Source organism: Pseudomonas sp. GW821-FHT02H06 (assembly GCF_059421525.1).
This window is the reverse complement of record NZ_JBWKVD010000009.1, coordinates 136163-159605: the sequence shown is the minus strand read 5'-3', so window position 1 is coordinate 159605 and position 23443 is coordinate 136163. Positions and strand designations below refer to the sequence as shown.

21 protein-coding genes and 1 pseudogene are annotated in these 23443 nt (G+C 60.7%); 8 read left to right on the top strand and 14 right to left on the bottom strand.

From position 1 onward, the window contains the following. Positions 1-14 precede the first annotated feature (14 nt). The 8 genes from AC07VF_RS16455 to AC07VF_RS16420 form a co-directional block, all read right to left on the bottom strand. Positions 15-830 (bottom strand): ABC transporter ATP-binding protein, encoded by an 816-nt coding sequence (locus tag AC07VF_RS16455; protein ID WP_495009241.1) that lies wholly within the window; start codon positions 828-830, stop codon positions 15-17. A gap of 65 nt (positions 831-895) precedes the next feature. Then, complete coding sequence (locus AC07VF_RS16450; protein WP_495009242.1) at positions 896-1684, bottom strand: ABC transporter permease; 789 nt, start codon at positions 1682-1684, stop codon at positions 896-898. Next, the gene (locus AC07VF_RS16445) at positions 1681-2589 is read right to left on the bottom strand and encodes an ABC transporter permease (protein ID WP_495009243.1); all 909 of its coding nucleotides are present in this window, start codon (positions 2587-2589) and stop codon (positions 1681-1683) included. The genes AC07VF_RS16450 and AC07VF_RS16445 overlap by 4 nt, the downstream gene beginning before the upstream one ends. A 4-nt stretch (positions 2590-2593) precedes the next feature. Beyond that, positions 2594-3709, bottom strand: coding sequence for an ABC transporter substrate-binding protein (locus AC07VF_RS16440; protein WP_495009244.1), 1116 nt, complete (start codon positions 3707-3709; stop codon positions 2594-2596). 34 nt (positions 3710-3743) lie between these two features. Further along, positions 3744-4655: a TauD/TfdA dioxygenase family protein gene (locus tag AC07VF_RS16435; RefSeq protein WP_495009245.1), complete on the bottom strand. Its 912-nt coding sequence runs from the start codon at positions 4653-4655 to the stop codon at positions 3744-3746. Between the two features lie 165 nt (positions 4656-4820). Then, positions 4821-5582, bottom strand: coding sequence for a hypothetical protein (locus tag AC07VF_RS16430; protein ID WP_495009246.1), 762 nt, complete (start codon positions 5580-5582; stop codon positions 4821-4823). Between the two features lie 371 nt (positions 5583-5953). Further along, positions 5954-6841: an SMP-30/gluconolactonase/LRE family protein gene (locus AC07VF_RS16425; RefSeq protein ID WP_495009247.1), complete on the bottom strand. Its 888-nt coding sequence runs from the start codon at positions 6839-6841 to the stop codon at positions 5954-5956. 66 nt (positions 6842-6907) lie between these two features. Next, positions 6908-7732 (bottom strand): NAD-dependent epimerase/dehydratase family protein, encoded by an 825-nt coding sequence (locus AC07VF_RS16420; RefSeq protein ID WP_346627906.1) that lies wholly within the window; start codon positions 7730-7732, stop codon positions 6908-6910. Between the two features lie 285 nt (positions 7733-8017). Here AC07VF_RS16420 and AC07VF_RS16415 point away from each other — a divergent pair, with 285 nt between their 5' ends. From AC07VF_RS16415 to AC07VF_RS16390, 6 genes are all read left to right on the top strand, one after another. Then, entirely contained in the window at positions 8018-8965 is a 948-nt protein-coding gene (locus tag AC07VF_RS16415; RefSeq protein ID WP_495009248.1) for a substrate-binding domain-containing protein, read from the top strand. A gap of 96 nt (positions 8966-9061) precedes the next feature. After that, a complete protein-coding gene (locus AC07VF_RS16410) occupies positions 9062-10573 on the top strand; it encodes a sugar ABC transporter ATP-binding protein (RefSeq protein ID WP_495009249.1) in 1512 nt (503 codons plus the stop codon). Positions 10574-10577: 4 nt separating this feature from the next. Next, positions 10578-11537, top strand: a complete 960-nt coding sequence (locus AC07VF_RS16405; RefSeq protein ID WP_495009284.1) for an ABC transporter permease — start codon at positions 10578-10580, stop codon at positions 11535-11537. A gap of 170 nt (positions 11538-11707) precedes the next feature. After that, positions 11708-12796, top strand: coding sequence for an alcohol dehydrogenase catalytic domain-containing protein (locus tag AC07VF_RS16400; protein ID WP_495009250.1), 1089 nt, complete (start codon positions 11708-11710; stop codon positions 12794-12796). A 148-nt stretch (positions 12797-12944) separates the two neighbouring features. Further along, on the top strand, positions 12945-14477 hold the full coding sequence (locus AC07VF_RS16395; RefSeq protein ID WP_495009251.1) for an FGGY-family carbohydrate kinase: 1533 nt from the start codon (positions 12945-12947) through the stop codon (positions 14475-14477). A gap of 2 nt (positions 14478-14479) precedes the next feature. Next, entirely contained in the window at positions 14480-15217 is a 738-nt protein-coding gene (locus AC07VF_RS16390; RefSeq protein ID WP_495009252.1) for an SDR family oxidoreductase, read from the top strand. Between the two features lie 205 nt (positions 15218-15422). Here the strand turns inward: AC07VF_RS16390 and AC07VF_RS16385 are convergent, their stop codons facing one another. Continuing rightward, on the bottom strand, positions 15423-16439 hold the full coding sequence (locus AC07VF_RS16385; protein ID WP_427687429.1) for a LacI family DNA-binding transcriptional regulator: 1017 nt from the start codon (positions 16437-16439) through the stop codon (positions 15423-15425). A 189-nt stretch (positions 16440-16628) separates the two neighbouring features. After that, on the bottom strand, positions 16629-17282 hold the full coding sequence (locus AC07VF_RS16380; RefSeq protein ID WP_346629219.1) for a hypothetical protein: 654 nt from the start codon (positions 17280-17282) through the stop codon (positions 16629-16631). 424 nt (positions 17283-17706) lie between these two features. On the opposite strand from AC07VF_RS16380, the gene AC07VF_RS16375 reads away from it, so the two are divergent. Beyond that, positions 17707-18915, top strand: a complete 1209-nt coding sequence (locus AC07VF_RS16375; RefSeq protein WP_495009253.1) for an MFS transporter — start codon at positions 17707-17709, stop codon at positions 18913-18915. Positions 18916-18918: 3 nt separating this feature from the next. Continuing rightward, positions 18919-19386 (top strand): metallophosphoesterase family protein, encoded by a 468-nt coding sequence (locus AC07VF_RS16370; RefSeq protein ID WP_495009254.1) that lies wholly within the window; start codon positions 18919-18921, stop codon positions 19384-19386. Between the two features lie 309 nt (positions 19387-19695). Here AC07VF_RS16370 and AC07VF_RS16365 read toward each other — a convergent pair whose 3' ends face one another. The 4 genes and pseudogenes from AC07VF_RS16365 to AC07VF_RS16350 form a co-directional block, all read right to left on the bottom strand. Then, positions 19696-20487, bottom strand: coding sequence for a substrate-binding domain-containing protein (locus AC07VF_RS16365; RefSeq protein ID WP_192173285.1), 792 nt, complete (start codon positions 20485-20487; stop codon positions 19696-19698). Between the two features lie 173 nt (positions 20488-20660). After that, the gene (locus AC07VF_RS16360) at positions 20661-21365 is read right to left on the bottom strand and encodes a methyl-accepting chemotaxis protein (RefSeq protein ID WP_407073240.1); all 705 of its coding nucleotides are present in this window, start codon (positions 21363-21365) and stop codon (positions 20661-20663) included. A 198-nt stretch (positions 21366-21563) separates the two neighbouring features. After that, positions 21564-22469: pseudogene (locus tag AC07VF_RS16355) on the bottom strand (methyl-accepting chemotaxis protein); the annotation flags it as partial. Between the two features lie 348 nt (positions 22470-22817). Further along, positions 22818-23165 carry a hypothetical protein gene (locus AC07VF_RS16350; RefSeq protein ID WP_495009255.1) on the bottom strand — a complete coding sequence of 116 codons (348 nt, stop codon included), beginning with the start codon at positions 23163-23165 and terminating at the stop codon, positions 22818-22820. Positions 23166-23443 lie beyond the last annotated feature (278 nt).

Sequence of the window (23443 nt, the reverse complement as noted above, 5' to 3'; positions counted from 1 at the left end):
GCCGTCTTCACCCGCTAAGACAGCTCCGCGAAATCGCTGAGCACGTCATCCCGCAGCTCGATAAACCGCGCGTCGCTGCGATTGCGCGGGCGTGGCAGGTCCACGTCGACGATACGCCGGATGCGCCCCGGATGCGGTTGCATCACCACCACCCGATCACCGAGATAAACCGCTTCATCCACATCATGGGTGACGTGGACCATGGTGATCTTTTCCTGCTGCCAGATGTGCTGCAACTCACGCTGCAATCGCGTACGGGTCAGCGCATCCAGCGCGCCGAAGGGTTCGTCGAGCAGCAGCACGCTGGGCCGATTGACCAGTCCCCGGGCGATCGCCACCCGTTGCGCCATCCCGCCGGAAATCTGGTGCGGGTACGACCCGGTGAAATCCTGCAGACCCACCAGCTGAATATGTTCGCGCACGGTCTCATTTTTCTGCGCCGCACTCAGCGGCGCGTTTTTAAGGCCGACCGCGACGTTCTGCTCAACTGTGAGCCACGGAAAAAGCCGGTGATCCTGAAACACGATGCCGCGCTCCAGGCCCGTGCCCCTGATCGGCTTGTCGTCCAGCAGGATGCGGCCGTCAAATTCTTCGTCCAGGCCGAGGATCAGCCTGAGCAGGGTTGATTTGCCACAACCACTGGCGCCGACGATGGTGATGAACTCCCCCGGCGCGATGTCCAGCTGGACGTTATCCAGTACCTGCAGTTGGGTGTCGGCTCCTGTGCTGGCGAAGCGCTTGCTGATGTTTTCCAGACGCAGGCCATTGCCCTGCGATGGGGAGATGGCCGGGGCGACGGGCTGCGCGGTAAGCGGTTGAGTGGCGGACATGGGCTTTCCTTCAGACATTCGGTTTAGCGAAGCGAGAGAGTCGATTGAGGCTGAAGACGATGGCTTCAGCGCGGGGCGATGCCGTACAGCCGTTGCAGGCGCCGTTCAAGAAGGCGCGCCAGGACGTTAAGTCCCCAACCGACCAGCCCGATGACGATCATGCCGAACAGCACGAGGTCCATCATGAAGTGCTCGCTGCCATCGATCAGTGTGTTGCCGATGCCGCTGCCTGACACCAGCAGGTATTCCGCGCCGATGGTCGCCAGCCACGAATAGACCAGCGCCAGGTAGATGCCGGTGAAGATCGAAGGCAGTGCTGCCGGCAGCATGACGCCGATGATGGTCTGCCAGCGGGTGAAGCCGTAGACCTTCGCGACTTCCAGCAGCGCGGGGGAGACGCTGCGCAAGCCGTCGCACGTATTGACCACCACCGGCACCAGTGCGGCGAGTGAAAGAAACACCACTTTGGCGACGTCGCCCAGCCCGAACCACACTGAGATCAGCGGGATCCAGGCGAACAACGAGATCTGTTTGAAGGTGTTGAAACTCGGGCCCACCAGGCGCTCAAACAGCCGTGAAAACCCCAGCAGACAACCGAGCACCAGGCCCAATGTGGTGCCGATGAAGAAGCCGCTCACGTCGCGCGCAAGACTGGCGGAAATCGCGCGCCAGAACTGCGCGGAGGTCACTTGCTCCCAGGCGGTGACCGCGACCTTTTGCGGCGAGACCAACAGGCCGGAGCTGCTCCAGCCCTGACTCGACGCCAGCCACCACACGGCGACCGCCACTATCGGCACGACCCACCCTCGATAGCGGTGGGTCTGGCCGGCTTGCGGGATAGTCGGTGTGTTCATGCGAGTCTCCCGGTCTTGCTCGGGCGGCCTCGGTTGAGGCGCCGCTCGACGAACTCGAACCCGCGATCAATCAGCAGACCCATCGTGCCAACCACCACCACGGCGGCCATGACCAGATCCAGCTGGAACAACTGCCGACCGTAGGCAATCAGGTAGCCCAGCCCTTCGCTGGACGCCAACAGCTCAACCACCACCAGCGACAGCCAGGCCTTGGTGAAGCCCAGGCGCAGGCCGGTGAAGATCGGCGCAACGGCGGAGGGCAGGACGATATCAGTGACGATCTGACGTTGGCTGAACCCGTACGCGCGGCCCACCTCCAGCAAGCGCTTGGGCACTTCATGGAAGGCTTGCAGCGTACATAGCGTCACCGGGACCAGCGCGGCGTGGGCAATCAGCACGTATTTCAGTGGCTCGCCGATGCCGAACAACAAGAGCGCAAACGGCATCCAGCCCAGTACCGGAATCTGCACCAGCGCGTTGAAGGTCGGCAGCAGGTAATCCTCCACGGTTTTCGACAAACCCATCGCCAGTCCCAGGGTGATGCCCAGCGCCGAGCCAATCAGAAAGCCCACCAGCACGCGCTGCAGACTGGCGGAAGCGTTCAGCCACAAGTCGCCGCTGCTGGCCAGATCGCCCAGCGTCTGGTAAACGAACGCGGGCGGCGGCAGCACTTGCTCCGACAACCAGCCGCGTTCAGTGCCGAGGTACCACAGCCCCAGCAGCGCGATGGGCAGCAGCCAGGCCAGCGCGACGTTGGCAGCGCGGGTTCGCCAGGCCGTGGCGGTTTTGACAACCGGGACGCGGCGAGGGGCACGCGACGGTGAACGGGGCAGGCGCTTGACCGGCGCCAGGGTTTTCGCCGGGAGGTGCTGCCGATCAAGGGCTTCAGCGGTGGCTCGGGCCATGGCGTCAGCCTCCGATGTTGACGGGTTTGTCCGAAGACGCCGTCGCTGTGTTCGCGGCTTTGCCGTCTGCGCCGTAGGCTGTCCAGTAGTGCTCGAGGCCTTTGGCTTTCAGCGCGTTGTCCAGATAGCGGGTGTCGAACCAGCCGTCGACGCTCACTGGCCGACGGATCATTTTCTCGTCCTTGGCCTGATCGGCGACGGCTTGATAGCGGTCGCGCAGGAATTCATCCACCAGCGGTGACGCGCTGTCGCGCAAATCCAGTCGATTGAAGTCAGCTTGCAGCGAGGCCAGCGGTTCATTGGTCTTCGCCCACTCGTTGAGCACGGCGTCACGGTTGCCGGCTTCGGACTCCCATCGCGCGGCATCGACCAGCACGTTGACGACTTTCTGCACGTTGTCGGCGTGCTGTTTTTCGTAATCGCCACGAACCACCAAGGCGCACTGGCGCGTGTAGCGCACGTTGTCGTCAGGGTTGTCGAAGATGATGTCGACCAGCCCCTGATCGCGCAGCTTGAACAGCTCGCGACCGCCGAATGCGGCATCGACGCCTTTGGACGCCAGCGCGGCCTGGCTGCTGCCGCTGTCCAGATTGATCACTTTCAGGTCGCGCTCGGTCATGCCGTGATCGGCAAGCAATTTGATCGAAACCAGATGGCCGTTGGTACCACGGAACACCGCGACCTTCTTGCCCTTGAGGTTTTCGACGGTCTTGATGTCGGAGCCTTTCGGTACGGCGAGATACACATTCGAGCGCACGCCGATGGCCGCAAGCAATTTGGTGTCCAGGCCATTGGAACGGCCAACTACCGCAGGCAAGTCGCCTTCGTAAGCGAAGTCCAGTTGCTGATTGGACAGCGCCTCGTTGACGGCCGGCCCGGCGCCCTTGAAGAAGAACCACTGCACTTCGGTGTCGGTGCCGGCGAAGGCTTTTTCGAGGAGCTGCTGGTTGCGCACGATGCCTAACGGCGAGCCGCTGAACGTGACCGGATCACCGCCACCCGCGCTGGCCACGCCAATACGCAGAACGTCGGCCTCGGCCAAGGGCATCATCAGCAGCGCCGCCAGTGCGGTAGCTACGCTTGTTTTGCTGAATAGAGATGTTCGCTTGGCGTTTGCCATGACGGTTCTTCCTTGGAAAGTGGGTGACGCGCAATCAGGCAGCCAGGTGTTTCTTGTCGGCTTCTGTTTTGGGCGAGAGGGTTTCGGGTGTGGGTTTGATGGCCTGACTGGCGCGTCCGTCGACGCCGACCGGAATGTCGCCCGCCACAGTGGTACGACGCACCACGCGCTCGGCCTGGCCGTAGTCGTTGACGGCAATGTGTTGGGTGGCGCGGTTGTCCCACATCACCACGTCGCCTTCGTTCCAGCGCCAGCGCACGGTGTTGTCCAGATGGGTGATGCGATCGTGGAACAGGCGAATCAGCTGTTTCGAGTCATTACTGCTGACGCCCTGAATCTGTTTGACGAAGTGGCCGAGCAGCAGGCTGCGCTCGCCGGTTTCAGGGTGCACGCGCACCAGTGGGTGTTCGGTTTCGTAGACTTCGGCGGTGAACTGTTCGCGGTAGCGTTTCACGCCCGCTTCGCCGGTATCTCGGGGCGCCGCATAGTCATAGACATTGGTGTGCAGTGCGCGCAGGCCGTCGGCCAGGATTTTCAGGCTGTCGGGAAGGTCAGCGTAGGCGGCTGCCGTATTGGCCCATACGGTGTCGCCGCCGTAGGGCGGGATGACCACCCCGCGCAGGATCGAGATCTTCGGGTAGTTGGCGACGAAGGTGACGTCGGTGTGCCAGGAGTTGGCGCGGGTTTCCTTCGCGTCCAGATGCAGGATGGCACTGCTCTTTTCAGCGGAACGTACGGTGGGGTGAGGGACCTGATCGCCGAAACGGCGGGAGAAGCCTTCGTGCTGCTCGTCGTTGAGAAACTGCTCACGGAAGAACAGCACCTTGTGCGTGAGCAGCGCCTGATTGATGAAATCGAAATCCTGCGCGGAGACATCGGCGGAGAGTTTGATGCCGCTCACCTCGGCACCGATTTTCCCCGCAACGGGTTTGATCTGAATCGCCATGTCCGTAACCTCGATCTGAGCTGTTGTGGCTCAGATCATAAGGATATAAATCGGCGCTCCGCTAATCACAATTTGGCATAAATATAGAAGGAGAGTTTATGCGTGAGGTTAATGTCATGGGCTGAAGGTCATAAGCCCAAGAGATTCCTGCGCCATTGGATCACCTCACATCTGCGGTGCATCCTCCTGCAGACCCTGCCCCTTCCAGGTGCCGAGGGATCTTCGCAGTCGGGTGGCCAGCGAGCTGCTGCCGTGGACGTTGTGATAGTGAAACACCGCCGTGGCGCGCAGAGCGTCTTCGGCCACGGGCATGTTGGTGTGCAGCGAGCGATAGCCCCAGAACAGGTACAGGTGGCCGGGTTGCATGGCGATGCGGGTGAACGCCTCTTCATCCCTGGCGACTTTGGTCCTGAGACGGCGCTGCACCCAGCCGTTGTCCACTCGCACCTTGTCCAGCAGGTTGGCGAAGTAGGTGCGGCGGATCGGCCGACGGTTCGGCAGCATCAGCAGGTCGCCGCGTTCTCCGCTGGTGGGCATGCAGACCGGCATGATGGTGGTCAGCACAAACGAGTCGTAGTGGAAGATCAGCGATTCGCGACGACCGCCGCTACCGGTCAGGCAGCGTAACGTCTGGGTCATGCCGTTTTCACTGGAGCGATCACCGGTGGCTCCGGCCACAATGCGCCGGCATAAATCGACGAAATCCCGAGATGTACCCCATTCATGAAGCGGTGTCCCTTGCACGGCCGCTCGGCCTGAGAGCGCTACGTAGTCGTTGCCACAGTCGGCCACCGTGCGGGCGACCAGCGCTTGCAGTGCTTTGAGTTGGGAAGGGCTGGCCCAGCCGGGCAAGACAGCGTATCCGTCGCTGTCGATGGCTTTGATCAAGCTCTGGACCTGAGCTTCCGAAAAAGTGGTGTAGGGCATCTTGCGGCAACCTCATGACGTAGACCGAGGAACGGAGAAGCCCATCGGACCTACTGCTTGAGACGTACCGTTTCAGCCGGGCGAGGCCGAAGCCTAGCAGCTAGCACAGGGTTATCCATGTGCACGGAAAGAATATTTCAAAATGTTTATTTTCGCGGGAAAAGCTCACTTTTTCGTCCATTTATGAAACAGATCGACGCAAGATCCCCTGACCAGAGGGGTGCTGCGTGTAACGCTATTGTGTCGCGAGATATGTCAGGGCCACTTTGCGATCTTTAAACCACGTGGCGGGCCATCTGAATGGCAGTGCGTTTTACCCGCTCGACGATGTCCAGACCGGTTGAGCGGCAGAGCGGGGCCGAGTGTGTGGCTCAGCCCTTGAACAGGGGTTCTTCGAGGCCCTGGACGCCAGGGTGTAACGCGAACACGCCACCGGCCAGCGGCTGGTCGCTGATGTCGCCGCCGGGGCGTATCGAGGTGACGTAAAGGGTGTCCAGACCCGAACCGCCGAAGGCGCACATGGCGGGCTTTTTCACGGGCACCTTGAGCGAGCGATCCAGCTTGCCCTCGGGGGTGAAACGATGGATCACGCCTTCATCGTTGCCGCAGATCCAGTAGCAGCCGTCGGCGTCGACTGCTGCGCCATCGGGGCGACCGGCGTGGTGATTCATGTCGACGAACAGTCGGCGGTTGCGCGGCGTGCCGGTGTCTACGTCGTAATCGAAGGCCCAGATTTTCTGCACGGAAGGGTGGGAATCGGAGAGGTACATGATGCGGCCGTCCGGGCTGAACCCCAGGCCATTGGGCACGATCATGTCGGTAAGCTGCGCAGTCAGCGGCTCCGCCTGGCCGGCGCCGTAGCGATACAGCGAACCCACCGGCGACGCTTTTGCCATGTCCATGAACATGGTGCCGGCCCAGAAACGGCCCTGGCGATCGCAGCGACCGTCGTTGAAGCGCATGTTGTCGCTGGCGTGTTTCACGCCGCTGAGCAGTTGCGTGGTGACGGTACCATCGTCCTGAGGATGAAGGCGGAACAGGCCGCTTTCCATGCCGGCCAGCCAGCTGCCGTCTTCGTAGCGAGCGATGCAGGCGAGCATTTCCGGTGCTTCCCAGTGCGTGGTGCGACCGTCTTGCGGGCTCCAGCGATGGAGGCGACGGGCCGGAATGTCGACCCAGTAGAGTGCCTGTTCCTGAGCGTTCCAGACCGGCGATTCACCCGTGGCGTTGCGTGCATCGAGAATCAGCTCTGCGTCCATGACGATCATTCCCGGATTTTTACTATGGAAGGCCGACCTCGCAGTCGGCCTGGTCGTCGTCGATCCTTACTCGTCGCCAAACGGCCCGGACTCCACGAACGCGCCGCCCTGATAAACCATGGTGGGGTCGTCGGACGCCGGCATCGGCTGCGCTTCGACCTTGGCGCGAAAGGGCTCTGAACTGTCTTTCGGCTGATAGCCCAGGTGATTGGCCAGGCGGTTATCCCACCAGACCTTGCTGTTGTCCGACGCGCCGTAAACGATCGTGTGGCCGACGTTCGGGGTGAACAGGCCGCGCTCGATCAGCTGGGTCAGGTCGTCGTAGCTCAACCAGCTGGAAAGCATGCGGCGGTTCTGCGCTTCGGGGAATGAGGAGCCGATGCGGATGCTGACGGTCTCGATGCCGTAGCGATCGAAATAGAAGCTGGCCATGTCTTCACCGTAGGATTTCGACAGGCCGTAGTAGCTGTCCGGGCGACGCACAGCGCTGGCGTCGATGACTTCATCCTGACGGTAGAAACCGATGACGTGGTTGGAGCTGGCGAAGATCACTCGCTTCACGCCATGCCGGCGCGCGGCTTCGTAGATGTGGAAGATGCCACAGATGTTCGGGCCAAGGATTTCTTCGAAGGACCGCTCGACCGAGACGCCGCCAAAGTGAACGATAGCGTCAACGCCTTCGACCAACTGGTGAACCGCCTTTTTGTCGGCCAGGTCGCAGATCTGGATTTCTTCGTGGGAGCCGGCGGCCGGTGCCATGTCGGCGATATCGGAAAGCCGCAGGATCTTGGCAAATGGACGCAGGCTTTCGCGCAGGACTTTACCGAGGCCGCCAGCGGCGCCCGTCAGCAAAATGCGATTGAGCGGGGCCTGGGCGTTGAATTCAGTCATCGTGGGAAGCCCTGATTCTGATGTTGTTTTTATGGTGTCATCGGTTGTCGTATGACGTCTGCGGGATTATCGACAGGGCCCGCAAATTTTGTCAACGCGACAAAGGTTTCAATCCCATGGGGTCGTCCTCGCCGGGCCAGTCCCGGGCACTCCCCGAACGGTACTCGTCACGGGCTTACCAACGGTCGCTGGCGGATATTGCGGACCCCTTGTTTCTCTGCTAATTTCGAAAATGTTAACGATGACATTTCCGCTTAAACAATAAAAACAACGGGATTTTTCGCTATGACAACTCGCCTCAAGAAGGGCTTTTCCGCCGCTCTCTGTTCCCTCGCTGTGGCCGTCGCCTGCGGCACCCCCATCAACGTTCAAGCCGCCGACGCCGCTAAGACCGGTCCGCTGAAAATCGGCGCTTCGTTTCAAGAGATCAACAACCCCTATTTCGTGACCATGAAGGACGCCCTTCAGGACGCCACTGCCAGCATCGGTGCAACGCTGCTGGTCACTGACGCGCGCCATGACGTGTCCAAGCAGATCAGCGACATCGAAGACATGCTGCAGAAGGGCATCGATATTCTGATCATCAACCCGACCGACTCGGTCGGTGTTCAGTCCGCCGTCAAACAGGCCCACGATAAAGGCGTGGTCGTGGTTGCCGTCGACGCTCAAGCCAATGGCCCGCTGGACTCGTTCGTCGGCTCGAAGAACTTCGACGCTGGCGTGCAGGCTTGCGATTACCTGGCCAAGAACATCGGCGAGAAGGGCGACGTCGGAATTCTCGACGGCATCGCGGTGGTGCCGATTCTTGAGCGCGTGCGCGGCTGCAAGGAAGCCCTGGGCAAGTACAAAGACATCAAGATCGTCAGCATTCAGAACGGCAAGCAAGAGCGTGATCAAGCGCTGACCGTGACTGAAAACATGCTGCAGGCGCAGCCCAATCTCAAAGGCCTGTTCAGCGTCAACGACAACGGATCCCTTGGCGCCCTGGCGGCCATCGAATCCAGTGGCATGGACGTCAAGCTGACCAGCGTCGATGGCGCGCCCGAAGCCATTAAGGAAATCCAGAAGCCCAACAGCAAGTTCATCGCCACTTCCGCTCAGTACCCTCGCGACCAGGTACGTCTGGCCCTCGGGCTGGCGCTCGCCAAGAAGTGGGGCTCACAAGTCCCGGCGACCATTCCGGTCGACATCCTGCTGGTGGATCAGGCCAAGGCCAAGACTTTCACCTGGTAAGGGGCGTTGCGCCGCTCGCCTGAGTTTTGTTTGCCCAGGCGGGCGCCACGGATTGATGTGAGTTGCGCAGCGATGTTCTGCTGCGACGAGGTGCCCATGAGCTGCCTTCTGCAATTGGAAAACATCTGTAAAAGCTACCCCGGCGTGCAGGCGCTCAAGTCGATCAACCTGCAGGTCGAGCGCGGCGAAATTCACGCGCTGCTCGGCGAAAACGGTGCGGGCAAATCGACCCTGATGAAGATCCTCGCAGGCGTCGAGCATCAGGACAAAGGCAGCATTCTCATTGACGGCGCGGAGCAGCATTTCGCGACCTACAACGAGGCCATTGCCGCCGGCATCGGCATTGTCTTTCAGGAGTTCAGCCTGATCCCCTATCTCAATGCCGTGGAGAATATTTTCCTCGGTCACGAGATCGTCAACGGTTTCGGCTTGCTGCGAAAAGGCGAGATGCGCGAGAAAGCCATCGCGCTGTTCGACCGCCTCGGCGTGAAGATTAATCTGGATTGTTCGGTGCAGCACTTGAGCGTCGCCGAGCAGCAGTTTGTCGAGATCGCCAAGGCGCTGGCCCTTGAAGCGCGCTTGCTGATTCTCGACGAGCCCACCGCCACCCTGACGCCGTCCGAGGCCGAGCTGTTGTTCGACATCATGCGCGAACTGAAAAGCCAGGGCGTGGCGGTGATCTTCATCTCTCACCATCTGGAAGAGATTTTTCAGGTCTGCGACCGCATCAGCGTGCTGCGTGATGGCGCCAATGTCGGCGCCCTGACCGTCGCCAACAGCGACATCGACACGCTGGTGGAGATGATGGTGGGGCGGCGTCTGGAAGCGAGCTTTCCGCCCAAGCCGTCCCGCGCCCAGGGCGAAGTGGTGCTGCAAGTGCGTGATATCCAGCTCACCCGCAACGGCCCGCACAACAGTTTCAATCTGCACAAGGGCGAGATTCTCGGCTTTGCCGGGCTGGTGGGGTCCGGGCGCACGGAGCTGGCGCTGGGCGTGATCGGCGCGTTGCCGGTGGTCAGCAAGGATGTGCTGCTGCGGGGTCAGCCGGCGCACCTTAATGATCCGGCGCAAGCGCTGGCCAGTGGCATCGGCCTGTTGCCGGAGAGCCGCAAGAGCGAAGGGCTGATCGTGGATTTCAGCATTCGCGAGAACATTTCCCTGAACAATCTGGGCAAGTACGAAGGCGCGGCGCACCTGCTTGATCGGCACAAGGAGGACACCACCACCGCTCAGCTGATGAAGCAGCTGTCGATCAAGGCGCCGAGCTGTGAAAGCCGGGTGATTAATCTCAGCGGCGGCAATCAGCAGAAGGTCGTGATCGCGCGCTGGATCAATCACCACTGCGACATCCTGATCTTCGACGAGCCGACCCGAGGCATCGACGTCGGCGCGAAGGCGGAGATCTACACCCTGATGCGCACACTCACCGAACAAGGCTTCGCGATCATCATGATCTCTTCGGAACTGCCGGAAATCATCGGTATGTGCGACCGCGTGGCCGTTTTCAACAAGGGCGCTATCGTCAACGTGCTGGAGGCTTCGGCCATCAATCCGCAGGAAGTGATGCGCCACGCCACCGGGAGTCTGAACAGTGAACACCTCCATTAAATCCATGACCGCGCACCCCAACCGGATGCAGCTTAACTTCGCTCGATTGATCCGTTCGCCAGCGTTTTACCCCTTCGTCGGTCTGGTGGCGGTGACGGTCTTCATGATCTTCGCCAGCGACAAGTTTCTCACCGGCGCGAACCTGGAAAACATCGCCCGCCAGGTGTCGATCAACGCAATCATCGCGGTCGGGATGACGTGCGTGATCCTTACCGGCGGCATTGATTTGTCGGTGGGTCCGGTGATGGCCTTGTCCGGCACGCTGACCACCGGCCTGATGGTCGCAGGCGTGCCGGCGCCGATCGCTATCCTTGTCGGTTTGCTGATTGGCGTGGGCTTCGGGGTGGGCAACGGCATCTTCGTCGCGTACCTGAAAATGCCGCCGATCATCGTCACTCTGGCGACCATGGGCATCGCGCGCGGGCTGGGCCTGATGTACACCGACGGCTACCCGATTGCGGGCATGCCGGACTGGTTCGCCTGGTTCGGACGCGGCACGCTGTTCGGCATTCAGGTGCCGATTCTGATCATGCTGGCGACATACTTTTCCGCCTGGGTGCTGCTGCAACACACGCGTGTCGGTCGCTACGTTTATGCCATCGGCGGTAATGAAGAAGCCGTGCGTCTGTCCGGCGTGCGCGCCTCGCGGTTCAAGCTGCTGGTGTATTCGATCAGCGGGCTGACGGCGGCGATTGCCGGGCTGGTGTTGTCGTCGCGGCTGATGAGCGGGCAACCGAACGCTGGCGTCGGTTTCGAGCTGGACGCCATTGCGGCCGTGGTGCTGGGCGGTGCGTCGATTGCCGGCGGTCGCGGCGTGATCATTGGCACGCTGGTGGGCGCGATGCTGTTGGGCGTGCTGAACAACGGCCTGAACATGCTGGGCGTCTCGCCGTATGTGCAAAGCGTGATCAAGGGCGGAATCATTTTGCTGGCGATCTTCATCAGTCGGCAGCGGCATAAATAATTTTGGTGGTGACTGATTTGGCCTCATCGCGAGCAAGCTCACTCCTACAGGGCGACGCGGTCATTGGAGGAGTGAGCTTGCTCGCGATAGGGCCGGCCCAGTCACTGATGAATTTGAAACGATATCGGCTATCTCAGCCGTCATCCAAACATCAAAACAGGTAACCCGACATGGAACAAAACACAAAAACCACCATGCAAGCCGTCGTCTGCCATGCTCCGAAAGACTACCGTCTGGAGCAGATCAGCAAGCCCGTTGCGCGGGCCAATGAACTGGTGATTCGCATCGGTGCCTGCGGGATCTGCGCCAGTGACTGCAAATGCCATTCAGGGGCGGCGATGTTCTGGGGCGGCGAGAGCCCGTGGGTCAAGGCCCCCGTCGTGCCGGGCCACGAGTTCTTCGGCTACGTCGATTCGGTGGGCGAGGGCGCTGAAGAGCACTTCGGCGTAAAGGTGGGTGACAAGGTCATCGCCGAGCAGATCGTTCCGTGCGAGAAGTGCAAATTCTGCAAGTCCGGCAAGTACTGGATGTGCGAAGTGCACAACATCTTCGGCTTCCAGAAAGACGTCGCCGAGGGCGGCATGGCGCAGTACATGCGCATCCCGAAGACGGCCATCGTGCATCACATTCCCGAGTCGGTTTCGCTGGAAGATTCGGCGTTGATCGAGCCGATGGCCTGCTCGATTCACACCGTCAACCGCGGTGATGTTCAGCTCGACGACGTGCTGGTGATCGCCGGCGCCGGCACGCTGGGCCTGTGCATGGTGCAAGTCGCTGCGCTGAAAACGCCGAAGAAACTGGTGGTCATCGACATGGTCGACGAGCGCCTGGAACTGGCGAAAAAATTCGGCGCCGACGTGGTGATCAACCCGAGCCGCGACAATGCGAAAGAGATCATCAACGGCCTCACTGACGGCTACGGCTGCGACGTTTACATCGAGACAACGGGCGTGCCGATCGGCGTTACCCAAGGCCTTGATCTGATCCGCAAGCTGGGCCGCTTCGTGGAGTTCAGCGTGTTCGGCGCCGAGACCAGCGCTGACTGGTCGATCATCGGCGATCGCAAGGAACTCGACGTACGTGGCGCTCACCTGGGCCCGTATTGCTACCCGATTGCCATCGACCTGTTCGAGCGCGGGCTGGTGACATCAAAAGGCATCGTCACCCACGACTTCGGTCTGGACGACTACGCCGAAGCGTTTGCCCTGGCGGACTCGACCAAGTCGATCAAGGTGCTGCTCAAACCTGTTAACGGATAACGCTGTCTCTGTAGGAGCCACCGGAGGTTACGACGGTCGCGATGCGGTTTACCTGACACAACGCTTTCCGACCGTCGTAACCTCCGATTGCTCCTACAGGGAACCGTGGCACCCCTCAGGTAAACCAATAACAAGAGAGCGCACCCAGATGGATTACGTCATCGGTGTTGACATCGGCACTCAAAGCACCAAGGCATTGCTGGTCGATGGTCAAGGCCGGATCGTCGCGCAGCACAGCCACAGTTATAAGGTCGACACACCCAAACCGCGCTGGGCCGAGCAATGGCCGCAGGTCTGGCTCGACGCCGTGGAAATCTGCGTCGCCGCCTGCATGCGCAAAAGCGCGTTGCCGAGGGACAGCGTCAAAGCCCTGTGTGTCAGCAGCCTGTATGGCGGCTCCGGCATCGCGGTCGATGCACAGATCAAACCCTTGTACCCGTGCCTGATCTGGATGGACCGCCGCGCCGAGGCACAGGTCGAGTGGGTCAATCAGCACGTCGATCTCGAGCGGCTGTATGCGATCACCGGCAACTCGGTGGACAGCTATTACGGCTTCACCAAAATGCTCTGGCTCAAAGACAAACAGCCGCAGGTCTGGGCCGACACGCGCTACCTGCTGCCGCCCAACAGCTACATCAATTACTGCCTGACCGGCGAGGTCGCGGTGGACCACAGCTCTGCCGGCAACATCGGTGGTGTTTACGACGTAAAGGCCCGGGGCTGGTCGGCCGAGATGCTCGACGCGTTGGGCATCGCGGCGTCGATGATGCCCGAGCGGCTGGTTCACTCCGGTGATGTCGTCGGCGGCCTGTTGCCCGAATGGGCCGACCGCCTTGGGCTTGCTCCTGGCATTCCGCTGCTCGGTGGTGGCGTCGATGCCGCCATGGCGACCTTCGCCGCGGGCGTTACTCAGGCCGGCAATCACGTGGCGATGATCGGCACCAGCATGTGCTGGGGCTACCTCAATCAGCAGGTCGATGCCCGCCACGGTCTGGTCAGTTTTCCCCACGTCTTCAACGGCGCCAAGGACCTCTACATCTTCGGCGGCGCGATCACCGCCGGCGCCTCGGTCAGCTGGTTTCGCGAGCAGTTCTGTCAGGCTGAAGAGCAGCAAGGCAGGGAAAGCGGCGAAGACAGTCACGTCATTCTCGAACGTGCGGCGACGAAGATCCCGGCCGGCAGCGACGGCGTACTGTTCCAGCCGTACCTGATGGGCGAGCGCAGTCCGGTGTGGGACGCTAAAGCCAGCGGCAGTTTTGTCGGCCTGAGCCTTTATCACAGCCGAATCCATCTGTACCGCGCGGTGCTCGAAGGCGTCACGTTCGCGCTTCGGCACAACATCGAAGCGGGCACCAAAGGCGCGCAGTCCCTGGACCCTCGGCTGATCGTGGTCGGCGGTGCCAGCCACTCGGACCTGTGGATGCAAATCATCGCCGACGTCACCAACTTTCCGGTCTACACCATCGTGCAGGAGGTCGAGGCGGCGCTCGGTGCAGCCTTGCTGGCGGCCCACGCGGTAGGGTTGGTGGATGAGGCGCAGGTCCACAAAGGCTGGGTCCAACTGGAGCGCCGGGCTGAGCCTCAGGCCGAGAACGTCGCGCTGTATTCACGACTGTTCGCCGATTACGTGGCGCTGTACCCGGCGCTGAAACCGATCATGCATCGCTTGCAGGGAGCGTAACTGTGAACACGGTGCAATTTGATTTCGCCGGCCAGCGCATCCTGGTCACCGGCGCCAGCAGCGGCATCGGCTGGGAGGTCGCGCAGCAGTTGCTGGCCAGCGGCGCCGAGGTTTATGCCCTGGGCCGCGATGCAGCGGCTCTGGAAAAACTGGCAGGACAAGGCTGTCAGGTCTTGCGCGTGGACGTGGCCGATCAGCCGTCATTGGCCGCATTGCTGGCGGACTTGCCAGTGATGCACGGCCTGGTCAACTGCGCGGGGATTTCCATACTGGAATCCGCGACCGAGGTCAGCGCTGCGGCATTCGATCAGGTCATGGCGATCAACGTGCGGGCGGCGGCGATGATCGCGGGAGCGATAGCGAAGAAGATGATTGCCGAAGGCGTGGCCGGCAGCATCGTCAACGTGTCCAGCCAGGCTTCGTTGGTGGCGCTGGACGACCACTTGAGCTACTGCGCGTCAAAGGGGGCGATGGATGCCATGACCCGTGTGCAGTGTGGCGAATGGGGCCGCTACGGGATTCGCGTCAACAGCGTCAACCCCACCGTGACGCTGACGCCCATGGCGCAGATGGCGTGGGGCGAGCCAAGCAAACGCGACCCGGCGCTGGCGGCGATCCCCCTCGGCCGCTTCGCCGAAACCGCAGAAGTCGCAGCGCCGATCCTGTTCCTGCTGAGCAGCGCGGCGTCGATGGTCACTGGCGTGTCGCTGCCGATTGATGGGGGTTACACGAGCCGTTGAAGGCTTGGATTCAGCACCTGTGTGGATACTAAATGCGTGTTTATTGTGGGAGCGAGCTTGCTCGCGAAGGCGTCGGTGAAACCGCTAAATCACCTTCGCCTGGAATGCCTTCTTCGTGAGCAAGCTCACTCCCACAGGGATCCCGTTTGCTCTAAGGGTGCGTAGGTTTCACGACTAAGGTTGCGGGTGGATGGCCGATGAAAAATTACCCGCCAACCCCATTCTCCAGCTCCCCGACAATCACCACCTGCGCCTTCGGCAAATGCCGGTCCTCGATTCGCTCCATCAGCATCTTCACCGCACTGCTTCCGGCCAGCGAGGCATCGTGGGCGATGCAGGCGATGGGGATGCCAAAGATGTCGGCGAAGGGCAGCCGGTCGATACCGCAGATGGCCACGCTGTGGTGGGCGATATCGCGGTCGCGCAGGGCTTTCATGGCGCCCAGCGTTATGAGCTGGTTAAAACCGAAAATGGCGTCTGGTACTGGATGGTCGCGCAGGTAATCCAGCGTGCTTTGGTGCGACGGTTCCAGCGTGTAATCCCCGGCAAACACATCCAGTTGCACCGGCTTGCCGCTCTCGGCAATCGCCGCCTTCACACCCTTCAGGCGTTCCTCGGAAATCCGCGAATGCGCAGGACCGGTCAGCACCAGCATGCGACGCATCGCCGGGCTCTGCGCCAGCAGGTAACGCGCGCCTTTCAGGCCGCTGTGATAGTTGTCGAGCACCACATGGCTGAATGGGCTGGCAGGCAGCGCGCGGTCCAGCTGCACCACCGGGATGTCGCCATTGCTCAGCCGGCTCAGATAGACCGGTTGGTACGCCGGCTCGTCTGACACCGGCGACAGCACTATGCCCGCCACGCGATAACTGAGCAGCGTATCCACCGCTTTGGCTTCGAGTTCTTCGGAGCCGTCAGTGTCCACCAGCATGATGGTGTAACCACGGGTCTTCGCCTCGCGGGAGATCGCCTTGATCATCTCGCTGTAGAACGGGTTGTCCACCGACGCGGTTATGACACCGATGATCATGCTCTCGCTGCGCTTGAGGCTGCGGGCAAAGGCGTTGGGGACGTAATCGAGTTCTTGCGCCACTTCCAGGATGCGCGCCAGGGTGGCGGGCTTGACCAGATCGGGTTTGTTCAGCGCCCGGGAAACAGTGACAGGCGTCATATTCACGCGGCGTGCGATGTCGGAAATGGTGACGGGGGTTTTCTTGCTCATGGGCGATTGGCTGCCTGAAATCCGGGACAACCTGCGGGGCAGTCGCATCCCTCCAAAGAGTGCCAAGGCTAGCACGATGGAGGGCGCGAAAGGGATGCCGATGTCGGCGCGCGTCGTCGAACCGACAGCTAAATTATCGGACGCTGGCTGAGTGCCTGAAGACCCTCCGTCGATGCGCCGACGCCAGGGTCAGACGCTGGTTTCCATTGCCTCGGCGACAGCGCGACGTCTGGCTTTGACGGGCACGGAAATCTGCAGTTCGGTGAGCTCATCAAAGCGCGAAAGATCGCGGCGCAGCTCCAGAAAGTAGTCCAGCGCGCCGCCCAGGCAAATGCTGTAGGCCAGCAACTCGACGCCTTCTTCGACGGTGGTTTTCGCCAGCCGCGCGTAGCCGCCCTGAAGGATGCCGTGCCACAACGAGCCCATGCCGAAGAGTCGCGAGAAGATCAGCACCAGCAGGCCGGCCATGATGAAGCCGAACGCCGGACGCAGGGAAAAACGGGCGAGGCCCGAGACGACGTCGCGCCACGCGTTCCTGTACCCCAAGGCCTTGTAGACGCAAGTGCCAGCGGTGAGCAGCGCAGGCCACAGCCAGAAGCTGTGACTGATGGGGTCAAACAACCCGTCCAGCTCACGAATCAGCATGCAGGCGAAGAAGCCGCCAATCAGGATGCCAACGCCACGTTGCCCAGGTTGACGCGCCGAAAGCCAGAACAGACCGGCGATGATTGCCAGCATCACTTCCTGACTGACCTCGGTGAACGAGGTTTCGAGAATGTCCGTTTTAGCGATAAAGATGTCGATGAACACCATGCCGATACTGAAGAGCGTAAGCGCCAGCATGACGCCGAATCGCGTTAATGCTGATTTAACAAGTTGTAGATCGTTGTTCACAAGTTTTTCACTGTTGAGCGAGTATTAAGGGCAGGACTCTAAAGAACTTTCCCGGGTTAGCCAAACAGCGGACGAGTTCATTCTTTTAGTTTTTCTTCCACTCAGTAAAAGTCTTTTGTGATAATCGGTATTGCAGTTTTCCAAATCTGCGATTTCGTCTTGGTTATCTCGTCAGTATGGCTCAATCGGGCCTCTGATCCGCGCTGATGGGCGTGAGGCATGCAAAGTCAAAGTGTTTAACATGATGATGAATATGTTCACGCATACTTCAAAATTGCCTCAGCATGAACCTCGGTAACGCTCTCAGGTCTACCTTGCCTGGTCTGTATCAGCGACACTGCCAGTCTTGTTTATACCGGTGCCCGGAGCGCTCATGTCCTTGCCTGCTTCCTCTTCTTCTACGCGCGACTTCATCTTTGCCGCCTGCGCGTTACTCATCGCCATGGTCGGCACCACGCTGCCCACGCCGCTCTATGCCCTTTATCAACAACGGCTCGGCTTTGACGCGAGCTGGCTGACGATCATCTTCTCGATCTACGCGGCGGGCGTCATCGCAGCATTGCTGGCGGTCGGCAGTTGGTCCGATCAGTTGGGACGCAAGCCATTGTTGCTGGCAGGGCTGGCGATGGGAGCTATTAGCGCGGTGATCTTTCTGTTCAGCGATTCGATCGGCGGTTTGCTGATCGGACGGCTTTTTTCCGGTTTCAGCGCGGGCATCATGACCGGCACGGCAACTGTCGCCGTCATTGAACTGGCCCCCAAGACCTGGAAGAAAGCCACGCTGGTGGCCACGGCCGCCAATATGTTCGGCCTTGGCATCGGGCCTTTGCTGGCCGGCTTTACTTCGCAATTTCTGCCGGATGCGTTGCATCTGGTGTTTTACGTGCACTTGGTAATGCTCGTGCTGGCGACGGTCGGTATCGCGCTGATTCGGGAGACCGTGCAGCGTCCGGCCATTCTGAAACTGGGTATTCAGAAGCCATCGGTTCCAGCCTCAGTGCGCAGCGTGTTTATTTCCGCGTCCATCGCCGGGTTGGCGGGTTTTAGCGTGGCAGGTCTGTTCACCAGCATGGTGCCGTCGGTGATGATTCACGTCATGCACGAGCAGGGCGGGTTGTTGATCGGCGCTGTAATCGGGTTGTTTTTTGTGGCGTCGATCATTGGCCAGGCGTTGCTGCAGGTGCTGCCAAAGGACCGGCACATGACCCTCGGTTGCGTCGGGCTGATTGTCGGCATGATCTGTCTGGGGCTTAGCATCGCCACGTCGCAGTTGGGGCTGTTGATCGCGGCGGGTCTGGTGGCAGGCATCGGCCAGGGCATGATCCTGCGCGCCGGCATGGGCGCGGTGACCGCCAGCAGCCCGCCTGATCAGAAGGCAGCGGTGACGTCCGCGTTCTTCGTGGTGCTTTACGTGTCGATTTCCGTGCCGGTGGTGGCGGTGGGTTTCAGCGTGCGGGTGTTTGGCCTGGAGCATGTGGGCGAGTTCTTCGCCGGACTGGTGGCCGTGGTTGCGTTGCTGGCGATGATCAGCATGAAGCGCGTGCAATCGAAACAGGCTGCCCTGTCGGCATCCGGGAGCTAAACAATGAGTGTAAAAGTAGGCTTGATCTCGGACACCCACGGCCTGTTGCGCCCTCAGGCACTGGAGGCGTTGCAGGGCTGCGATTACCTGATCCACGGCGGCGACATCGGCAAGCCGGAGATCCTCGACGCATTGATGGCCATCGCGCCGCTGACGGTGGTGCGAGGCAACAACGACACCGACGACGCCTGGGCGTGCGACGTGCCTTATGAAGCAGTTTTGCGTGTCGGTGATGTAGCGATTTACACCACTCACATACTGGCCGATGTGCAGAAATCATTGCCAGATGAGGTGCGCGTCGTGGTCACCGGCCACTCCCACCGGCCCTTGCAGCAGATGCGCGATGGCGTGCTGTTCATCAACCCCGGCAGCGCCGGACCGCGACGGTTCAAACTGCCGATCACGGTTGGCGTGCTGCACATTGAGGGTGATGACGTGCGCGGTGAGTTGATCGAGCTGGCGCTCACATAAGCCCGTCCAGTGCATTTACGACGCAGTCCAGTGTGAGAGTGAGGTTGCTTACGAAGACGATCTTCCCTCCACCAAATATCTAGCGGATGTAATGGCCTCTTCGCGAGCAAGCCCGCTCCCACAAGTGATCTGGCAACTGATAGGGCTTCGGCGAACACGGTCACTGTGGGAGTGAGCTTGCTCACGAAGACGTTCATCCAATCGCCAAGTTATTTAGCGGATGTACGGGCCTCTTCGCGAGCAAGGTGGAGCGCCACCCCGGTCGCTCCCACAGGTCATCCGCCAACTGAAGGATCTGCGGCATCCTCGTTACTTCGCGATCGGGTCCAGGCCGCTGGCTTTGATGGCCGGGGCGGCTGCCGAAGAACTCAGAAACTCCAGAAACTGTTTGGCCTGTTCAGGGTGTTTGCTCATGGTCACGACGCCGGCGGAGTAGAGGGTCATCTGCTGCGCCTGGTCGGGGATCAGGCCGATGATGTCGATGCCGTCCACCGGCTTGAGCTCGCTCAGCTGTTGAAACCCAATTTCAGCGTCTCCACGCGCAACGACTTCACCGACGGGCTCGGCGGGAATCATGCGGCTTTTGCTCTGAATGCGATCGGCGATGTGCATCTGGCTGAACAGCACGCGGGACAGGTAAACGCCGCTGGCGCTGTCCGAATAGGCGATGCTTTTTGTGTCCAGCAGGGTCTGCTTGAAGGCTTCCATGGTGCTGATGTCAGGGTGTGGCGCGCCATGACGTACGGCCATGGCGATGTAGGATTTGCCCAGATCAACACGGGTTTTCGGATCGACCTTGCCGTCCTTGATCAACTTGTCCAGCGCCGCACCCACCATCAGTACCACGTCCGCCGGCTCGTGGCGGGCCAGTCGGTTTGGAATCGCCTGGGGCGTCGCGCCCATCGATGGGGCTACCTCGCCTTGCAGCTTTACGCCGGCGCGCTGTTCGTAATCGGGGGCAACAGCCTTGAACGCACCCATGATCCCACCGGAACTCAGGACGATCAGTTGAACGGGGGCAGGTGCCGTGGCGGCGTGGGAAAAAGCGACTGGAACGAGGGAGAGGGCGGCACTGAGGAGGTAAGGCAACATTCTTTTCATGGAGATAAACCCGGCGTTGGAGATGAATATGACGAAATAAAACAGCGCGGGCAGTATGTGGCAATTGTGAGATCAGTAAATCCCTTTCTTGCCGATACGCCTGCGCGTTTCGTCTTCAACCCCTTGCAGTGCCTGCGCCGGGCGGCTTTTCGCCCGACGCAGATAAAGCCGGTTTACACCTTGAAGTGGCTGACCAACATCTGCAGCTGGTTGCCCAGGCGGGCGAGTTCGACGCTGGACGCGGCGGTTTCTTCGCTGGCGGCGGCGGTCTGTTCTGACACGTCGCGCACGTTGACGATGCTGCGGCTGATCTCTTCGGCCACCGAGCTTTGCTGCTCGGCAGCGGCGGCGATCTGCTGGTTCATGGCCTGGATGTTCGACACCGTCTGGGTAATGCTTTCCAGCGAGGTACCGGCCTTGCGGGTCAGGGCAACGGAGCTGTCAGTCAGGTTGCGGCTGCTGAGCATGATCTCCGAGACCTGGCGCGTTCCGTTTTGCAGCGCGGCGACGAGGCCTTCGATCTCTTCGGTGGATTGCTGAGTGCGTTGCGCCAGGCCACGGACCTCGTCGGCGACCACGGCAAAACCGCGACCGGCTTCACCCGCCCGTGCGGCCTCGATGGCAGCGTTGAGGGCCAGCAGGTTGGTCTGCTCGGCGACGGCCTTGATCACGTCCATGACCTTGCCGATCTTGTCGCTTTCCTGTTCCAGCACGGTCATCGCGTCGGTGGAGCGAACCACCTCAGTGGCCAGCTTCTCGATCTGGACGATCGCTTCACCCACCACTTTGTCGCCTTCCCGTGCCTGCTTGTCAGCGGCAGAAGCGGCGACCGATGCTTGCTCGGCGTTGCGCGCCACCTCGTGAACAGTGGCCGACATTTCGTGCATCGCGGTGGCGACCTGGTCGGTTTCCACTTTCTGGCTGTTGACCCCGGCGCTGGTCTGTTCGGTCACGGCCGACAGCTCTTCAGCGGCGCTGGCAATCTGCGTGACGCTGTCACGGATGCCGCCGATCAACTCGCGCAGCGTGGCGCCCATGCGCTGGATGCCCATTTGCAGAACGCCCAGTTCATCTTTGCGGGTCACGACCATGTCGTGGGACAAATCGCCCGACGCAATGCGGTCTACCACGGCCAGTGTCTGTTGAAGCGGACGGGTGATCTGACGGGTAATGATGATCGCCGCCAGCGTACCGAGGATCAGCGCCAGGAGCGTCCCGGCCAATTGCAGGGTGCGGGCTTGCTGGCTGTCGGCCTGGCCGAGGGTGATCTGCAAGTCATTCAGTTGCTTGGCCAATTTGACAATGGCGCTTCCTTCCTCGGTCATCTCGGCGCGCGTCGTGTTGATCGTGTCCGTGGCGACCTTGAATCCCTGCACCGATTGGCGATAGCCGTTCAGAGCCGCTTCCAGCTGCTTCAGACGTTCGCCCTGAGTGCCGCCAAACATGGCGTTGAGCGGAGCGAGGCCGTCAATGGCGCTGGTCAGTTGGCGCATGGCCGTGTCTTCGGTTTTGGCCGAGACACTGGCGGTGTAGCCGCGCACTTCATAGCGCACCAGCATCACGTCTTCGCGGGCTTTGATGACGGCCTGGTACTGCTCGAAACGGCGTTCGTCCGTCGGGTCGAGTTTCATTACGTCGTCGTTGATCGCGGCGATCAGGTCGGCCGCTTTCATGGCATCAACGCCCATGTCGGCGCGAACCTTGGCGCTCGCCTGATAGGCCTCGCGCATTTTGCTCAATGAGGTCTCATAAGCGGCGATCTGCTCGCCCAACGCCTTGATGGGCGCGACGTTCAGTGGATTGCTGAAGGTTTTCTGCAGAAATTGCTGCTGCGCCTTGAAGCTTTCGAGCGCAGTCTGCACGGTCTGCGCAGCGGCTTCGTCGCCATTGCTGAGCATGTACTGCAGCCGCGTAATCCGAAGGTCAGTCAGCTTCTGGCTGAGTTTGGTGATGTCGGCAACGCGGTCGCTGCGATAGGTCATATTGCCCAGGCTGTTCCAGCCCACCAGGGCCAGCAGGGCAGTCAGTACAAGCACGACACCGAAACCGAGGGCCAGCTTCATGTTGACGCTAATGTTCGCGAACCAGCTGTTCATTCCATTTCTCCAGATCCGTAAATATTTGAAATCGTCAGCTGGAGGGTTTTTGTTATGGAGCCAGCAAAACATTCATGTGTACGAATGCATCGGCAGATTCGCGAGAATCTGAAACCGATGTCGGAATTGTCCGACAGTCGTGTGCGAGCGGAGGTATAGGCAGGAGAAAAAACGCAGGGCCCAGAAACAATCAAGCCCGGCAAAGGCCGGGCTGGGGGAGGAGCAGGGTGTCGATCAGCTCAGGCGGCTGGCACCGACGTGGTCTGCACCGTCAGAGGCAATACGACCCAGCTGGGTGTGCGACGAACCGTTTTCAGCAACGCGATTTGCACCAACGCGATCGGCACCGTCAGCAGCAACGCGATTTGCACCAACGCGATCGGCACCGTCAGCAGCAACGCGGTTTGCACCAACGCGGTCAGCGCCGTCAGCAGCAACACGATTGATGTTGGTGTGGGAAGAGCCGTTTTCAGCAACGATTGGCGCGTTTACAAATGCGCTGGCATCAACAGCAGGGAGGGCGAAAGCGCTGGTTGCCAGTACAGAGAAGGCCAGGCCAAGAATCAGTGTGTTGGTTTTCATGGGAGTTGCTCCAGTACGTTTGATGAGTGGGTGACTCGGTATGGAGCTGATGTTACTCGCCGCAAAATTAATCAGAACTCAATACGATTGGTAGCGAACATTGTCGGCGTTGATAGTTGATTCACCGATGGCTTGCCCCGCTGCCCGTCAAACGCTGGCGTCAATCTTTGCGCCGTCCTTTGTACCGGACATGAAATATTTCAACTGTCGATAAGTCCACCAACCCCCTACCGTGTAAAGGCCGCGAGACTTCGCTGCCGCCGCGGGCGTTTTCTCAC

What these genes read in the sequence shown, in the direction of transcription:
- AC07VF_RS16455 (WP_495009241.1), bottom strand. Translation starts at nt 830, where the DNA reads ATGTCCGCCACTCAACCGCTTACCGCGCAGCCCGTCGCCCCGGCCATC.
- AC07VF_RS16450 (WP_495009242.1), bottom strand. Translation starts at nt 1,684, where the DNA reads ATGAACACACCGACTATCCCGCAAGCCGGCCAGACCCACCGCTATCGA.
- AC07VF_RS16445 (WP_495009243.1), bottom strand. Translation starts at nt 2,589, where the DNA reads ATGGCCCGAGCCACCGCTGAAGCCCTTGATCGGCAGCACCTCCCGGCG.
- AC07VF_RS16440 (WP_495009244.1), bottom strand. Translation starts at nt 3,709, where the DNA reads ATGGCAAACGCCAAGCGAACATCTCTATTCAGCAAAACAAGCGTAGCT.
- AC07VF_RS16435 (WP_495009245.1), bottom strand. Translation starts at nt 4,655, where the DNA reads ATGGCGATTCAGATCAAACCCGTTGCGGGGAAAATCGGTGCCGAGGTG.
- AC07VF_RS16430 (WP_495009246.1), bottom strand. Translation starts at nt 5,582, where the DNA reads ATGCCCTACACCACTTTTTCGGAAGCTCAGGTCCAGAGCTTGATCAAA.
- AC07VF_RS16425 (WP_495009247.1), bottom strand. Translation starts at nt 6,841, where the DNA reads ATGGACGCAGAGCTGATTCTCGATGCACGCAACGCCACGGGTGAATCG.
- AC07VF_RS16420 (WP_346627906.1), bottom strand. Translation starts at nt 7,732, where the DNA reads ATGACTGAATTCAACGCCCAGGCCCCGCTCAATCGCATTTTGCTGACG.
- AC07VF_RS16415 (WP_495009248.1), top strand. Translation starts at nt 8,018, where the DNA reads ATGACAACTCGCCTCAAGAAGGGCTTTTCCGCCGCTCTCTGTTCCCTC.
- AC07VF_RS16410 (WP_495009249.1), top strand. Translation starts at nt 9,062, where the DNA reads ATGAGCTGCCTTCTGCAATTGGAAAACATCTGTAAAAGCTACCCCGGC.
- AC07VF_RS16405 (WP_495009284.1), top strand. Translation starts at nt 10,578, where the DNA reads ATGACCGCGCACCCCAACCGGATGCAGCTTAACTTCGCTCGATTGATC.
- AC07VF_RS16400 (WP_495009250.1), top strand. Translation starts at nt 11,708, where the DNA reads ATGGAACAAAACACAAAAACCACCATGCAAGCCGTCGTCTGCCATGCT.
- AC07VF_RS16395 (WP_495009251.1), top strand. Translation starts at nt 12,945, where the DNA reads ATGGATTACGTCATCGGTGTTGACATCGGCACTCAAAGCACCAAGGCA.
- AC07VF_RS16385 (WP_427687429.1), bottom strand. Translation starts at nt 16,439, where the DNA reads ATGAGCAAGAAAACCCCCGTCACCATTTCCGACATCGCACGCCGCGTG.
- AC07VF_RS16380 (WP_346629219.1), bottom strand. Translation starts at nt 17,282, where the DNA reads ATGCTGGCGCTTACGCTCTTCAGTATCGGCATGGTGTTCATCGACATC.
- AC07VF_RS16375 (WP_495009253.1), top strand. Translation starts at nt 17,707, where the DNA reads ATGTCCTTGCCTGCTTCCTCTTCTTCTACGCGCGACTTCATCTTTGCC.
- AC07VF_RS16370 (WP_495009254.1), top strand. Translation starts at nt 18,919, where the DNA reads ATGAGTGTAAAAGTAGGCTTGATCTCGGACACCCACGGCCTGTTGCGC.
- AC07VF_RS16365 (WP_192173285.1), bottom strand. Translation starts at nt 20,487, where the DNA reads ATGAAAAGAATGTTGCCTTACCTCCTCAGTGCCGCCCTCTCCCTCGTT.
- AC07VF_RS16360 (WP_407073240.1), bottom strand. Translation starts at nt 21,365, where the DNA reads ATGTCGGCCACTGTTCACGAGGTGGCGCGCAACGCCGAGCAAGCATCG.
- AC07VF_RS16350 (WP_495009255.1), bottom strand. Translation starts at nt 23,165, where the DNA reads ATGAAAACCAACACACTGATTCTTGGCCTGGCCTTCTCTGTACTGGCA.